General features: G+C 73.9%; 10 protein-coding genes. 8 read left to right on the top strand and 2 right to left on the bottom strand.

Annotated elements, in window-relative coordinates; genetic code table 11:
* Positions 1-226 precede the first annotated feature (226 nt).
* The 7 genes from ACIRST_RS36525 to ACIRST_RS36495 all read left to right on the top strand — a co-directional run bounded on the left by ACIRST_RS36525 (position 227) and on the right by ACIRST_RS36495 (position 10,158).
* Positions 227-823: a hypothetical protein gene (locus ACIRST_RS36525; protein WP_402807998.1), complete on the top strand. Its 597-nt coding sequence runs from the start codon at positions 227-229 to the stop codon at positions 821-823.
* Positions 824-1,056: 233 nt separating this feature from the next.
* A complete protein-coding gene (locus ACIRST_RS36520; RefSeq protein WP_402807995.1) occupies positions 1,057-3,738 on the top strand; it encodes a hypothetical protein in 2,682 nt (893 codons plus the stop codon).
* A 326-nt stretch (positions 3,739-4,064) separates the two neighbouring features.
* Complete coding sequence (gene pstC, locus ACIRST_RS36515) at positions 4,065-5,096, top strand: phosphate ABC transporter permease subunit PstC (protein WP_402807993.1); 1,032 nt, start codon at positions 4,065-4,067, stop codon at positions 5,094-5,096.
* A 64-nt stretch (positions 5,097-5,160) separates the two neighbouring features.
* Positions 5,161-6,408, top strand: a complete 1,248-nt coding sequence (gene pstA / locus ACIRST_RS36510; RefSeq protein WP_402807991.1) for a phosphate ABC transporter permease PstA — start codon at positions 5,161-5,163, stop codon at positions 6,406-6,408.
* Positions 6,409-6,446: 38 nt separating this feature from the next.
* Positions 6,447-8,291 carry a substrate-binding domain-containing protein gene (locus ACIRST_RS36505; RefSeq protein WP_350523698.1) on the top strand — a complete coding sequence of 615 codons (1,845 nt, stop codon included), beginning with the start codon at positions 6,447-6,449 and terminating at the stop codon, positions 8,289-8,291.
* Positions 8,288-9,202 (top strand): sortase, encoded by a 915-nt coding sequence (locus tag ACIRST_RS36500; protein ID WP_402807989.1) that lies wholly within the window; start codon positions 8,288-8,290, stop codon positions 9,200-9,202. Before ACIRST_RS36505 ends, ACIRST_RS36500 begins: the two co-directional genes overlap by 4 nt.
* A 23-nt stretch (positions 9,203-9,225) precedes the next feature.
* Positions 9,226-10,158: a phosphate ABC transporter ATP-binding protein gene (locus tag ACIRST_RS36495; protein WP_402807987.1), complete on the top strand. Its 933-nt coding sequence runs from the start codon at positions 9,226-9,228 to the stop codon at positions 10,156-10,158.
* Here ACIRST_RS36495 and ACIRST_RS36490 read toward each other — a convergent pair.
* Entirely contained in the window at positions 10,139-11,101 is a 963-nt protein-coding gene (locus ACIRST_RS36490) for an HAD family hydrolase (RefSeq protein ID WP_402807985.1), read from the bottom strand. The genes ACIRST_RS36495 and ACIRST_RS36490 overlap by 20 nt on opposite strands.
* Positions 11,102-11,313: 212 nt before the next feature.
* Between ACIRST_RS36490 and ACIRST_RS36485 the strand changes: the two genes are divergently transcribed.
* A complete protein-coding gene (locus ACIRST_RS36485) occupies positions 11,314-11,502 on the top strand; it encodes a hypothetical protein (RefSeq protein ID WP_402807983.1) in 189 nt (62 codons plus the stop codon).
* Positions 11,503-11,603: 101 nt separating this feature from the next.
* On the opposite strand, the gene ACIRST_RS36480 is transcribed toward ACIRST_RS36485, so the two are convergent.
* Entirely contained in the window at positions 11,604-14,267 is a 2,664-nt protein-coding gene (locus ACIRST_RS36480) for a protease pro-enzyme activation domain-containing protein (protein WP_402807981.1), read from the bottom strand.
* Between the last annotated feature and the right edge of the window lie 237 nt (positions 14,268-14,504).

The following is a 14,504-nucleotide window of genomic DNA, read 5'->3' as shown; positions in this document are numbered from 1 at the left end:
CCGATCGAGGGGGAGTTCGCCGACTTCTCCAAGCGTGTCGAGAAGGCCTCCGGCTTCATCCAGGTGGCGACCCGGCGATGACCGATCACCTCCCCCGCCCCCCCCCCCCCCCCCCCCCCCCCCCCCCCCCCCCCGGGGGGGGGGCGCCCCCCCCCCCCCCCCCCCCCCCCGGCCCGACCGCACGGCCGGAAACCACCTCTCCCCTCCCTCTCCCAAGGAGTTCGGCATGTCCCGCATCAGCGCGCGCCTGGCCTCGACCGGTGCCGCCGTCGTCCTCGCTCTGACCGCCGTGAGCGGTGCGGCTGTCGCCGACACCACCCCGGCCACGCCGGCCGCGGGCCAGGCCGTGATCACCACCGACGTGAACTTCCTGACGAGCGCCGCGCTCAAGGGCATCGTGGTCATTCCGCTCCAGCCCGCCAACCCGACGTTCGACCCGAACGCCGGCCTCACCGTGACGCTCCCGGTGAGCGGTGGCGAGGCGAACATCCCCGGTTTCTACGGCGACGTGCAGTTCGGCGGCGGGCTGCTCTTCCTGAACCTCGCCACCGGAAAGAGCGTGACCTTCAAGCAGTTCGACTTCTCCGTCGCCAACGGCTACTTCACCGCCGTGCCGAACGGCTCGACGGCGCCCGTGCCGCTGCTGGACCCGGCCGGCGACAACGTGATCAACCGCAACGGCCTCACCCAGAGCCTGAGCTCCTCCAGCTTCCAGGTGGACGCCGAGGGCGCGAACTTCCTCGACACCAAGCTCGGCGCCACCTTCTTCACCGCCGGCCAGCAGATCGGCTCGCTCGCGCTGTCCTACACCCCGGCGCACTGACCGCGCCGCACCTGACCGCAGACCGGCGGGTCCGTGCCTCGGCGCGGGCCCGCCGCTTGCGGATTTCCCAACTCCGGTACGGAGTCGCCGCGTTGTGGTCTCGTACACCTGGCCGACCGGATCCCGCCATGTCCGGCTGGCCGAATAGTACGCACGGAACCGTCCGTCCCCAGCGCGCTCGACGCCCGCGTGCCGCCTCCCTCGGCGGCCCCGCACCTCCCGGAGGCCCCGCCATGAGAAACCGCGTACCCGACCCGAGAGGCAGCGGGCGGTGGCGTCGCCGACTACCGGCCCTGGCGCTCGTCAAGGCCGTGGTGGCGGCGCTCGCCGTCGTCCCGATCGGGCTGGGCGCGGCGCCGCCGGCGCACGCCGATTCGGCCGTGACGGTGAAGGGTCCGAAGGTCTGGATCCCGGCCACCAAGCAGTACGGTCCCGAGGGCAGCGTGACCGTCTCCCAGACGGCGAACCTCACCAACCAGGTCCTCCAGGTCTCCTGGACCGGCTTCACCCCGACCGTCTCGCTGTACGCCAAGACTCCCGTCCCGGTGGCGGTGAAGGAGTCGAACAGCATCCTCTACGCGGTCCGGATCTACCAGTGCCGCGGGACCGACCCGGCGGTGACGGACTGCTACGGCAGCACGCTCTACGGCGGCGACGGGTCGAAGGGCTTCGAACAGCCGCCCCGCCCCACCCGCATGGAGACGCCGGAGTGGCCCTCCAACCAGGTGATCGCCGCGACCGGCCCGGACGGCTCGGGCACCGCCTCGATCGAGGTGTGGAGCGCCAAGGAGAGCGCCACGCTCGGCTGCGACTCGACCCACCCCTGCTCGCTGGTGGTCGAGCCCAACTACGGCGGTGACCCGCTGGACCTCTTCCAGGTCCAGGACGGCGGGGCCGACTGCGAGTTCCACGACCTGGACGACGATCCGGACGGCTACACCGCCGCCGACGGGATCATGAAGCCCGGTCCCGCCTTCCAGAACTGGAAGACCGGCAACCGGACCAGCGAGCAGTGCGCCTGGAAGCACCGGACGGTGGTCCCGCTCGGCTTCGCCCCCACGCCGGACTCCTGCGCCGCGAGCGACCAGGCCTTCGGCGCCGCCGGGCTGGAGATGGCCAACCGGGCCATGCAGCAGTGGCGGGCCGGCCTGTGCCTCGGCGACTCGCCGATGACCGTGGGCTACGTCCCGGCCGGCGGCGAGCCGCAGGCCCGCGCCGCGTTCCTGGCCGGCAGCAGCACCACGGACGTGGCGCTGACCGCGCGGGCGGACCCGTCGCCGCCGCCGCGCCCGTACGTCTACGCGCCGCTCGCCACGACCGGCATCTCGGTGGCGTACCTGATCGACGATCCCACGACCGGTCGGCAGATCCGGGACATGAAGCTGAACGCCCGGCTGCTGGCCAAGCTGCTGACCCAGTCCTACGCGTCGCCGGGCGCGTCGATCCCCTCCGTGGCCGGCAACCCGATCTGCCTGTTCACCGACCCCGAGTTCAAGCAGCTGAACCCGGAGAACGCGGCCAACGGGATCCACTGGCCGACCAGTTGCGGCGCGGTCCTGACGATCTACCCCGGCGTCCCGGGCGGCACCACCGACTTCACCTACCTGCTGACCTCGTGGGTGGCCGCCGACCCGGACGCGGCCCGCTTCCTCGACGGCGAGCCGGACCCGTGGGGCATGCGCGTCGACAGCTTCTACCTGAAGCCCAAGTTCGCCGGCTACCCCGCGGAGGCCTTCCAGACCCAGGACTTCACCGGGCTCGACAAGGACAGCACCACCGCGGACCTCCGGCACTGGAAGCAGTACGAGTGGAACCCGTCCCTGGACGGCCTCGGGCGGGTCGCCCGCAACCTGATGCAGAGCCAGCCGAACTGCCAGGACCCGAACATCGACCCCGTCACCAACGGCCACAAGCCCTGCGCCGCGCAGGCCGTCGGCCAGCGCGCGATGCTCGCCGTCATGGACACCGCCCAGGCCAAGGCGTTCTCGCTGCCCGAGGCCGCGCTGCTCAACCCGGCGGGCTCCTACGTGTCGCCCGGCACGGCCGGCTTCCAGGCCGCCGTCGCCGACATGCCCACCGACGCGACCACCGGGGTGCAGCAGCTGCCCTACGGCACGCCCGACACCGCGTTCTCGCGCGACCAGCGGGCGTACCCGCTGAGCTACGTGCAGTACGCGATGGTGCCGACCGGCGGGGCCGCCGCCCCGAAGGCCGCCGCGATCGCGCGCTTCCTCAGGACGGTGACCACCGACGGGCAGACCTACGGCATCTCGCCGGGCCGGCTCGCCCCGGGCTACCTCGCCCTGACCGGCGCCCAGCGGCAGCAGGCCCAGGACGCCGTGCAGCACGTGGAGGCGCAGGACGGCAAACTGCCCGGCAACCAGACCGCGCCGACCACCCCGGGCACCGACCCGGGCACTCCGCAGAGCGGCAACGGCGGCACGACCGGCGGTACGACGGGCGGCACCACCGGCGGCACCGAGAGCGGGACGAGCCCGGTGAGCAGCGCGGGCAACGCCGCCACCACCGCGGACGGCAACTCCGGCGGCAGCGGCGCCGGCTCCTCCGACGGCCTGTCCGGCACCGGTTCCGGCGGTTCCGGCAGCTCGACCGGCTCCACCGGGGCGGTCGCGGCCGGCGCCGCGGCACCCGGCCCCCAGGCGGCGGCCGCCAAGCCCGGCGCCACCGCGGCCCCCTCCGCCGCCCCGTCCGGGAGCCCGCTCGCCGCGGCCCCGGTCGGCACCCCGGTGCCCGACCGGCCCGGCACCGCCCGGCTGCTGCTGCCCGTCGCGCTGATCGCCGGCCTGGTGCTGCTGGTCGGCGGACCGGCCGCGCTGTTCCTCGGCGGCACCCCGGCCGGCGCGAAGGTGCTGGCCGGCGCCCGCGCCCGCTGGTCGCGGCTGCGCCGCAGGTAGGGAACCCGGGGGGGGGGGGGGGGGGGCGGCCCCCCCCCCCCCCCCCCGCCCCCCCCCCCCCCCCCGCCCCCCCCCCCCCCCCCCGCCCCCCCCCCCCCCCCGCCGGGGGGCGGCGCCCCCCCCCCCCCCCCGGGCCCCCCCGCCCCCCCCGCCCCCCCCCCCCCCCCCGGGGCGCCCCCCCCCCCCCCCCCCCCCCCCCCGCTTCCCACCCGCCGAGCGCTTCCCACCCGCCGAGCGCTTCCCGCCCACGGAGCGCCTCCCGCCCGCCGCGGCAGCGCCCCGGACCCTCACCGAGCACGCCCGTTCCCGAGCACGGAGAGCACACCATGACATCCGCCGCCGAGCCCGCGGCACCGTACGCCGGGGTGCCACGCCAACCCGACCACGGGCCCGACCAGGACGTGCCGCGCGCCATCACCGCCCCCGCGACCCCGGGCGACCGGGTGTTCCGCGGCGTGCTGCGGCTGGCCGGCTTCTCGGTCTTCGCGATCATGGGACTGATCGCCTTCTTCCTGATCCTGCGCGGCACCGACGCGCTGCGCACGGTCGGCTGGTCCTTCCTGACCGAGCAGAAGTGGCAGACCGCCGCGCACAACTTCGGCATCGCCGCCGTCCTGCCCAACGGCCTGCTGATCGCGGTGATCGCGCTGGTCATCGCCGTCCCGGTGGCGATCGGCACCGCGATCTTCATCTCCGAGTACGCCCCGGTGCGACTGCGCGCCGCGCTGGTCTCGCTCGTCGACCTGATGGCGGCCATCCCCAGCATCGTCTACGGCCTGTGGGGCCTGTTCTTCCTGCAGCCGCGGATCATCGGCTTCGTCCGCTGGATGGCCAACCACCTGGGCGACACCATCCCCTTCCTCAAGGTGCGGATCGGCGACATCAACACCTCGTACACCTCCTCGACGTTCATCGCCGGCGTGGTGGTCTCCCTGATGATCATCCCGATCATCACCTCGCTCAGCCGGGAGGTCTTCTCCCAGGCCCCGCAGGGCGAGCGGGAGGGCGCGTACGCGCTGGGCTCCACCCGCTGGGGGATGGTCCGCGCGGTCGTCCTGCCGTTCGGCAAGGGCGGCGTGATCGGCGCCGTGATGCTGGGCTTCGGGCGGGCGATGGGCGAGACCATCGCCGTCGCGCTGATCATCTCGCCGAACTTCGAGGCCATCACGCACATCCTGGAGAACGGCGCCAACTCGATCTCCGCGCTGATCGCGCTGCGCTTCGGCGAGTCGGACTCGCTGTCGCTCTCCGCGCTGATGGCCGCCGGTCTGGTGCTGTTCGCGCTCACCCTGCTGGTCAACGTGCTGGCCGGGATCGTCATCAACCGTTCGCGCTCCGGCGCCGCGACGGCGGACTGACCATGACGAACCGCCGGCACGCCTGCCGGGCAGGCCGCCGCCCGAACCGTGAAGGGACCCTCCGATGACCACGCTCGACCTGCCGCCGGTCGCGCCGCCCGGGCCCGCCGGGGCCCCCGCGTCCGCGGAGCCCGACGCGACCGGCGCGACCGACGCCCCGCGCCCCGAGAAGAAGCTCCGGATCGGCGGCGTCACCCGCGACGACGTCCTCACCGTGGCCGGTGCGGCGGCCGGCTCGCTCGCGTTGGACTGGGTGCTGTACGAGCGGGTGCTGCCGTTCAGCGGCGCCTTCGGCTTCCTGATCTGCTGGTACCTGTTCTTCCTGGCCGGCTACTCCGTCCTCGGCCGGCTCCAGTGGAACCCGATGATGGTGCGGGACCGGCTGGTCGCCGTGGTCGCCTGGAGTTCCGGGCTGCTGGTGGTCGCGCTGATCGCCGACCAGATCGGCTACGTCGCCGGCCGGGGCCGGGAGGCCGCCCAGCACCTCAACTTCTTCACCGAGTCCATGGAGCACACCGGCCCGCTCGACCAGCTGACCTCGGGCGGCGCGCTCAACGCCATCGTCGGCTCCCTCGAACAGCTCGGCCTGGCCACGCTGTTCGCCGTCCCGCTGGGCATCGCGGCGGCCGTCTTCATGTCCGAGGTCGGCGGCCGGGCGGCCCGGCCGGTGCGCACCCTGGTCGAGGCGATGACGGCGCTGCCGTCCATCGTGGCCGGCCTGTTCATCCTCGGCGTCGTGATCATCACCTTCGGCTTCGAGAAGAGCGGCTTCGCGGCCTCGCTCGCGCTCACCGTGATGATGATGCCGATCGTCACCCGGGCCGCCGAGGTGGTCATCCGCCTGGTGCCCGGCACCCTGCGCGAGGCCTCGTACGCGCTCGGCGGCAGCCAGTGGCGCACGGTGTGGAACGTGGTGCTGCCGACCGCCCGGCCCGGTCTGGTGACCGCGGTGGTGCTCGGCATGGCGCGCGGCGTCGGCGAGACCTCGCCGGTGCTGCTCACCTCCGGCTTCACCTCGCAGTTCAACGGCAACCCGTTCGACGGGCACCAGGTCTCGCTGCCGCTGTACATCTGGAACTACGTCAAGCAGCCGTACGACGGGATGATCGCGCGCGGCTTCGCGGCCGGCCTGACCCTGATGGGCGTGGTGCTCGTCCTCTTCGTCACCGCGCGCGTGATCGGCGGCCGCCGGCCCGGGCAGCTGACCCGGGCCCAGCGGCGCCGGATCGACCGGGAGGCCCGCCGCCTGGAGGCGGCCGCCGCCGGTGCGGCCGCCGGCCCGTACCCCCTCCGGCCGCAGGGGCAGCCGTGATGTCCCGTCCAACCACCGTCCTTCCCAGAGGAGTTCACATGTTCCGGGAGGCCGCAAGGCGCTCCATGGCCCGACTGCTCGCGGGGGCGATGTCCCTGTCGCTCGCCACGGCCTCCCTGCTGCTCGGGCAGACCCCGGCCCACGCGGCCTCCGTCTCGCTGAGCGCGGACGGTTCCAGCTGGGCCGGCCCCGCCATCGACCAGTGGCGCCAGGACGTGTCGCCGCAGGGCATCCAGATCAACTTCAACCCGGTCGGCTCGGCGGCCGGCCGCACCCAGTGGGCGATCGGGCAGGACGACTTCACCGCCTCCGACGTGCCCTTCCGTTCCGGGCAGGACACCGGCCTCGGCCAGGGCGGTCAGGCCGCCGGCGGCGGCGGCAAGGAGAACCCGACCTACGGCTTCTCCTACGTCCCGATAACCGCGGGCGGCACCACCTTCATGTACAACCTGGTCGTCGGCGGCAAGCGGGTCACCGACCTGCGGCTCTCCCCGCAGACCATCGTGGACGTCTTCACCAACAAGATCACCAACTGGAACGACCCGAAGATCACCGCCGACTACGGCAAGGCCCTGCCCAACCTGCCGATCACCCCGGTGATCCGCTCCGACGGCTCCGGCGCCACCGCGCAGTTCACCCGCTGGATGGAGCACACCCACAAGGACCAGTGGGACGCCTACTGCACCGCCGTCAACGGCGTGAGCTGCGGCGACTACACCGAGTTCTTCCCGAAGTCCGGCCGGATGACCGCCCAGAACGGCTCCGACGTGGTGGCCGGCTACATCAAGTCCCCGGGCAACCAGGGCACCATCGGCTACGACGAATACGCCTTCGCCAAGCGCAGCAACTGGCCGGTCGTCAAGGTGCTCAACTCGGCGGGCTACTACGCGCTGCCGACCGCCTCCAACGTCGCCGTCGCGCTCACCGCCGCCAGGATCCGCGGCGTGGACGACAGCACCCCGCCGAACGACCCGAACTACCTGCAGCAGAACCTCGACGGCGTCTACACCATGAACGACCCGCGCGCCTACCCGATCTCCAGCTACAGCTACCTGATCGTGCCGCGCGCCGGGGCGGCGCTGCCCCCGCCGCCGCGCTTCAACAACGACAAGGGCTCCGCGCTCAGCCGCTTCCTCTCCTACGTGCTGTGCGAGGGCCAGGGCAAGGCCGACGACCTCGGGTACTCGCCGATCCCGCGCGGCCTGGTCCGCGGTGGTCTGCTGCAGACCAAGTCCATCCCCGGCAACGCCAGCCCGGTGAACCCGGACACCCTCGCCAACTGCGCCAACCCGACCTTCAACTCCGCCGGTGAGCTGACCGTCCTCAAGAACGCCCCGATGCCGAGCGAGTGCGACAAGCAGGGCGCGCCGCTCAACTGCGTGGTGCAGGGCGGCAAGGCGGTGTCGACCGGGTCCGCCGGCGGCTCCGGCACCGGCGGCTCGGGCGGCTCCGGCGGCGCGGCCGGTGGAGCGGGCGGTACCGGCGGCACCGGTGGCACCGGCGGGTCCGGCGGCGGCGGCGCCGACGGCAGCGGGACGGGCGGTGCGGGCGGCGCCGGTACGGGTGGTGGCGCCGGCGGTGCCGGCGGCGCGGCGGGCGGCGACCCGAACGCGCCCGGCGGTGCGGCCGCCGGCGACCCGAACGCACCCGGCGCCGACGACGGCACCGGCGACGTGATCGACCCGCAGACCGGCCAGGTCGTCGCCCGCGGCCGCGGCGGTGCGAGCCAGGTGGCGGCCGACGTGGTCGAGGTCAGCGGCAAGCCCGAGGACTGGACGCTGTCCACCCTCACCGCGGTGGAACTGCTCGCCGTGGTCCTCGTCCCGCCGCTGCTCGGCCGCCGTCTGCTGCGCCGCCGCAACGGCTCGGACGGCACCTCGTGACCGCGCCGGTGCTGGAGAAGCCCGCCGTGCAGCCGGCCCCGGCCGGTGCGCCGCGGCCGGCCGCCGGCGGGGCCGCCCCCGACCGGCCCGCCGCGCCGCCCGCACGGCGGCGGTTCCTCCAGGGCGCCTGGGCGGCCTGCCTGGCGGCCGCCCTGGTGCTGGGCTTCGTCGGCTACCTGTTCACGCTCTCGCACCTCCAGGAGAAGCACTACCAGTCCACCGCGTACAAGACCTTCCGCGACCAGCTGGCCCGGGCCGTCGCCCCGACCGGCTCGGCCGCCGACGGCGACCCGGTGGCGCTGCTGGACATCCCGGCGATCGGCCTGCACCAGGCGGTCGTGGTCGAGGGCACCACCGGCCGGGACCTGATGCGCGGCCCCGGCCACCGCCGGGACACCGCGCTGCCCGGCCAGAGCGGCGTCTCGGTGGTCTTCGGCCGGGGCGCCACCTTCGGCGCGCCGTTCGCCGAGCTGTCCGGGCTGCGGGTCGGCGACAGGATCGAAGCCACCACCGGGCAGGGCAAGTTCACCTACACCGTCACCACGTACGGCGACGGCGACCACCCGATCGGCGACCCGGCCCGCGACCGCCTGGTCCTGGTCACCGGCGACTCCGACTGGATCCCCGGCTCCACCGTGCTGATCGGCGCCCGGCTGGAGGGCGCCCCCGCGCAGAACCCCGGCGGCCGGCCCGCGACCGTCCCGTACGACAAGGCGCTGGCCGCGGACAAGGGCGCGCTGGCCACGCTGCAGCTGTGGTCGCTCGGCCTGCTCGGCGCGGTGTTCGGCGCGCTGGTGCTGGCCCGGTACTGGCGGCGCTCGGCCGCGTACCTGAGCCTCGCGCCGGTGGTCGGCGCGCTGCTCTGGGCGGTCTACGAGAACGCCGCCGCCCTGCTGCCCAACCTCTACTGACGCGCGCCCGGAGGACCGTACCGATGACCGACGCACCACTGACCGACGTGCCACTGGCCGACGTGCCACTGGCCGACGCCCCCGCGACCGACCCGGTGGCCGACACCCTCACCCTCCCCCCGGTCCCCGCCGCCCCGTACGCCGACCCGCGGCACCCCGGCGGCCACCCCGGCGGCGAACCGCTGGCCGGGCTGGAGACCCGCGACGTGTCCGCCTGGTTCGGCAGCCGCAAGGTGCTGGAGCGGGTCTCGCTGGCGATGCCGGCCGGCGGGGTCACCGCGCTGATCGGCCCGTCCGGCTGCGGCAAGTCCACCTACCTGCGGATCCTCAACCGGATGCACGAGATGGTGCGCGGCGCCGCCCTCTCCGGCGAGGTGCTGCTCGACGGGGACGACGTCTACCGGCCCGGACGCCGGCCCGCCGAGGTGCGGCGCCGGATCGGCATGGTCTTCCAGCGGCCCAACCCCTTCCCGGCGATGTCCATCCAGGACAACGTCTCCAGCGGGCTCAAGCTGGCCGGGATCAAGGTGTCCAAGGAGGAGCGCCGGCACCTGGTGGAGACCAGCCTGCGGCGCGCCGGCCTCTGGGACGAGGTGGCCACCCGGCTGCACACCCCGGGCGGCGCGCTCTCCGGCGGGCAGCAGCAACGCCTGTGCATCGCACGGTCGTTGGCCGTCTCGCCGGACATCCTGCTGATGGACGAGCCGTGCTCAGCGCTGGACCCGACCTCCACCCGCCGGGTCGAGGAGACCATCGCCGAGCTGCAGGGGCGGCTCACCATCGTGATCGTCACCCACAACATGCAGCAGGCCCAGCGGGTCTCGCAGACCTGCGCGTTCTTCCTGGCCACCCACGACACCCCGGGCCGGATCGTCGAGGCCGGGCCGACCGAGCAGATCTTCGGCAGCCCGCGCGACCAGCGGACCTCGGACTACGTCAACGGGCGCTTCGGGTAAGCGGATCAGCAGCGGGGGGGGGGGGGCGGCGCCCCGCCCCCCCCCCCCCCCCCCCCCCCCCCCCCCCCGCCCCGGCGGGGGGGCGCCCCGCGCCCCCGGGGGGGGGGGGGGCGGGGGGGCCGGCCCCCCCCCCCCCCTCCAGCACCGCCGCGACGCCGTCCTGCTCGTTGCTCACCGTGTGCAGCGGCACCGCCGCCAGCACCTGCGGGTGCGCGTTGGCGACGGCGTACGCGGTGCCGGCCCAGGCCAGCATCTCCAGGTCGTTCGGCATGTCGCCGAAGGCCACCACCTCGCTGCGGTCGATCCCGTGCCCGGCGCACCAGCGGGCCAGCGTGCTGGCCTTGGTGACGCCGGGCGCGCTGATCTCCAGCAGCGCGATCGGCGCCGAGCGGGTGATCTCGGCCAGGTGCCCGGCCGCCGAGCGGGCCTCGGCGAGGAAGGTGTCCGGGTCCAGCTCCGGGTGCTTGGCCAGCAGCTTGAACAGGCCCCGGACCGGCCCGCCGGCGCCCAGCAGCTCCTCCGCCGAGCCGACCGCGTGCTCCAGTTCGTCGCCCCACATCGGCACCGCGTACCCGTCCTCGCGGGCCCAGCCGCCCGGGTACTCGAAGGCGAACGCGGTGCCGGGCAGCTTGGCCCGCAGCACCTCGACCACCGCCAGCGTGGTCTCCGTCGGCAGCGGGAAGGACTCCAGCAGCTCGCCGCGCCGCACGTCCACCACCGCGCCGCCGTTCGAGCAGATCGCCACCCCGTGACCGCCGATGTGCGGGCTCACCTGCTGCATCCAGCGCGGCGGCCGCCCGGTCACGAACACCACCTGCACCCCGGCCGCCTCGGCCGCCGCCAGCGCCGCGGCCGTGCGGTCGGTGACGGTGCCGCCGGAGCAGAGCAGGGTGCCGTCCAGATCGGTGGCGACGAGGCGGGGAGCGGTACGGGGTTCGGTCACCGGTCCATCTTCGCCCATCGGCGCGGCCCGGTCACCGGCGCGGTCATCGGCGCGGTCACCTGCCGGGGCGGTCACCTGCCGGGTCGGGGCCCGTGCGGGGCCCGATCCGGCCCTTCGTACGCCGTTTCCGGCCGATCCGCCCCCGCCCCGGGTGTCCGGGCCCGGTACGGCGGGCAGGACTGCCCACGGCCACCCCGTCGGCAGGAAGAGCCATGCCCACTCGCCAGCTCCGTGACCAGCCGCCCCCGACCGTCCGCCCCGACTCCGCCGGCCCGGACCCGAGCGACACCTCGCGCGACCCGGTCCTGCTCGGTGACGTCCTCTTCCACACCCTCGCGGACATCGCCCGCCGCACCGAGGCTCCGGCCCTCCCGGCCCAGCGCACCCGCCCGCACCCGTAGCGGCCCCGGCGGCCCCGCGCTGCCCGGAAACGCCGGGGGCCTCCCGGCAGCTCGCGGTGCGAACTGCCGGGAGGCCCCTTTCACGGGTTCCCGAGGGCGTCCTAGTGGAGCGCCAGCGACAGGGCGGTCACGCCCGAGTTGTCGACCGGCAGCGGACCGTGGAACCAGTTGCCGTCGGCGCTGTGCACCTCGAACAGCTTGCCGTCCTCGATGGTCTCGATCACGCGGTCGTTGGTGCCCGGGGTGATCTTGCCCGACAGGGCGGTGATGTTGCCGCCGACACCGGGGATCACGCCGTCGTGCCAGCCGTCGGAGGCGCTGTACACCTCGTGCAGCTGGTTGTTCTTGACGGCCGAGATCACGCGGACACCGGCGGAGTTGTAGTTGAAGCTCAGCGCGGCGATACCGGACAGGCCCGGGATCACACCGTCGTGCCAGCCGTCGGAGGCGCTGTAGATCTCGTGCAGCTCGCCGCCCTTGATGGCCTCGATGACGCGGGCGCCCGAGGGGCTGTAGCTGAAGCTCATGGCGGTGATGCCGGACAGGCCCGGGATCACGCCGTCGTGCCAGCCGTCGGAGGCGCTGTAGATCTCGTGCAGCTCGCCGTCCTTGATGGCCTCGATGACGCGGGCGCCCGAGGGGCTGTAGCTGAAGCTCATGGCGGTGATGCCGGACAGGCCCGGGATCATGCCGTCGTGCCAGCCGGTGGCGTCGGTGTAGATCTCGTGCAGCTCACCGTTCTCGATGGCCTCGATGACCCGGTTGCCGTTGGCGTTGTAGGTGAAGCTCATCGCCGTGACGCCGGAGACGCCCGGGACGGTGCCGTCGTGCCAGCCGGTGGTGTCGGTGTACACCTCGTGCAGCTGGCCGTTCTCCACGACCTCGATCGTGCGGTCGAAGCCGGCGTTCGGGTTGCAGACCAGCTTCATGGCCTTGTCGGCGTCCGGGGTGCCCAGACCGGTGGCCATGTCGTAGCCGGACCCGGCCCAGTACAGGCCGCCCTGGATGCCGATGTCGTTGTTGCCGGAGGTGACGTCGCGCAGCGCGCCGATGCCGTGCTTGTTGGCCCAGTAGAACGCCGGGGCGACGAAGCCCACGCGGCCGGTGCAGCCCGGGTTGTTCTGGTGCGCCGTCATGGCGGCCCAGAGCGGAGCGGCGCCGCTGGTGCCGCCGATGATCATCCAGGAGCCGGCGCCGGTGGCGACCACGTAGCCGGTCGACGGGTCGGCGTTGGCCGCCACGTCGGGGACCTGACGGCAGGTCGTACCGGCCGCGCCCTGGCACTGGTTGGTGTAGCCCGGGCCGTAGAAACCGGCCTGGTAGGAGTTGCCGTTGAGCGACCAGCGGGAGACGCCGCCGCCGCTCGCACCGCCGTTGCGGTTCCAGACCGACTCGGAGACGACGCCGCCGTTGCTGCTCAGCGTGGTGCCGCCGACACCGGTGACGAGCGGCTGGCTCGCCGGGTCGGAGGTGCTCAGCAGGTTGGTGATGTTCGCCGGAGCGCCCATGTTCTTCAGGTAGTTGCAGCCGCTGGAGCCGTCGTCACCGGAAGCCGCCACCACGGTCTGGCCCTGCAGCGCGGCCTGCAGGAAGATGTCCCGCTCGGCATTGAGGTCGCTGGTCGCCATGACCTGGTCGCAGACGCCCCAGCTGGTGGTGACCACCTGGGCGCGGTTGTCCGAGACGATCTGGCGGTAGGTGTTCTGGATGTCCGCCTGGGTGGCGCGCGAGGCGTCCGGACCCTGGTAGACCAGCACGTTCGCGCGGGGCGCGAGACCGATGACGGTGTCGAGGTCCAGGGCGGTCTCGACGCCGACGCCGTTGTTGGTCGGCGGAGCCTGGTAGCCGCTGTTGACCCGGACCCGCTGCACCGAGGCGTTGGTGCCGAAGCAGGACTGGAAGGTGCTCAGACCGGCGTCCGAGTAGTCCTCCAGGGCGAAGACGGCGACGGTCGTGCCGAAGCCGCCGTCGGTCATGCCGTTCAGGCCGTAGGCCGAGGCGAGCGCGGAGGGGCTGAAGTAGTCCTTGCTGTCCGACTTGCCGGGGAACGCCGAGGCGGCGCCGGCGCACATCGCCGGGTAGGCACCGGCGGCGGCGGTCGCGGCCGGGTGCGCGAGGCCGGTGCCGGCCTGGCCGGTGGCCCCGACCACGTGGCTGCTGTGCGCCTGGGCCAGGGTGTTCAGGCCGACGACGCCGGTGATCGCGCCGGCCACGTCGGAACGCACCGCGGGGGCGGCGGTGTTCAGGAAGCCGGTCCGGCCGTCGGGCGTCGTGTAGCCGGCCAGGTCCACGTCGAAGGACTTCTTGGCCTGGGCGACGGTGGTGGAGACCGGGATGGTCAGGCCGTCGGCGTCGAGCTCGCCGGGCTTCAGGCCCTGCGCGGTGAGGGCCTGCTTGACCTTGGCGACGGTGGCCTGGTCGGCGCCGAAGCGCTTCGCGAACTCACCGGTCTTCAGGAAGCGGTGGTACTGCGGCGACGTCTTGTCGCTCACCGCGGCGGCCAGCGCGTTGGCGCCGGCCTCGTCACGCGACTTCAGGTGCACGCTCAGCTGCACCGGGGTGTCGTCGGCCGGGGCGGCGGTCTTGGTCGCGTCGGCCGGGATCGCGGTCGGCACGCTGCCGACGCGCTGCGTGGTCGGCGCGTCGGCGTGGGCGGCAGGCAGACCGGCGTAGGTGACCACGGCCGCGGTGGCTATGGCCAGGGTGGCCGCGCGCGACAGCGGATTGGCGCGCTGCGGCCGGGCGTGTGGCGTCGGATGGGACATCCGCGCTCCCCCCAATTTGATGATTCGATGGACTTTCGAACGAGAGTCCGACGGGAGTTCTATCAGGTCGGGCCGACACCTCCGCAAGGGAATACCCGGTTGAGCGCCCAGGGGGGCCGCCGGAGCGTCACCCGCAGGGCCGTCGGCATGCGACCGAGCACGGCCCCGGACCAGCGCCGACGGCGCCGGAAGCCGGTCCGGCGGCCCGGGGCCGGCGGCGGTGTGAGATCGTCATCA

It is taken from the genome of Kitasatospora sp. NPDC101447, assembly GCF_044767225.1.
In the GTDB taxonomy this organism is placed as follows: domain Bacteria; phylum Actinomycetota; class Actinomycetes; order Streptomycetales; family Streptomycetaceae; genus Kitasatospora.
The sequence above is the reverse complement of the archived record's forward strand: the minus strand, read 5'-3'. Positions and strand labels throughout refer to the sequence as shown.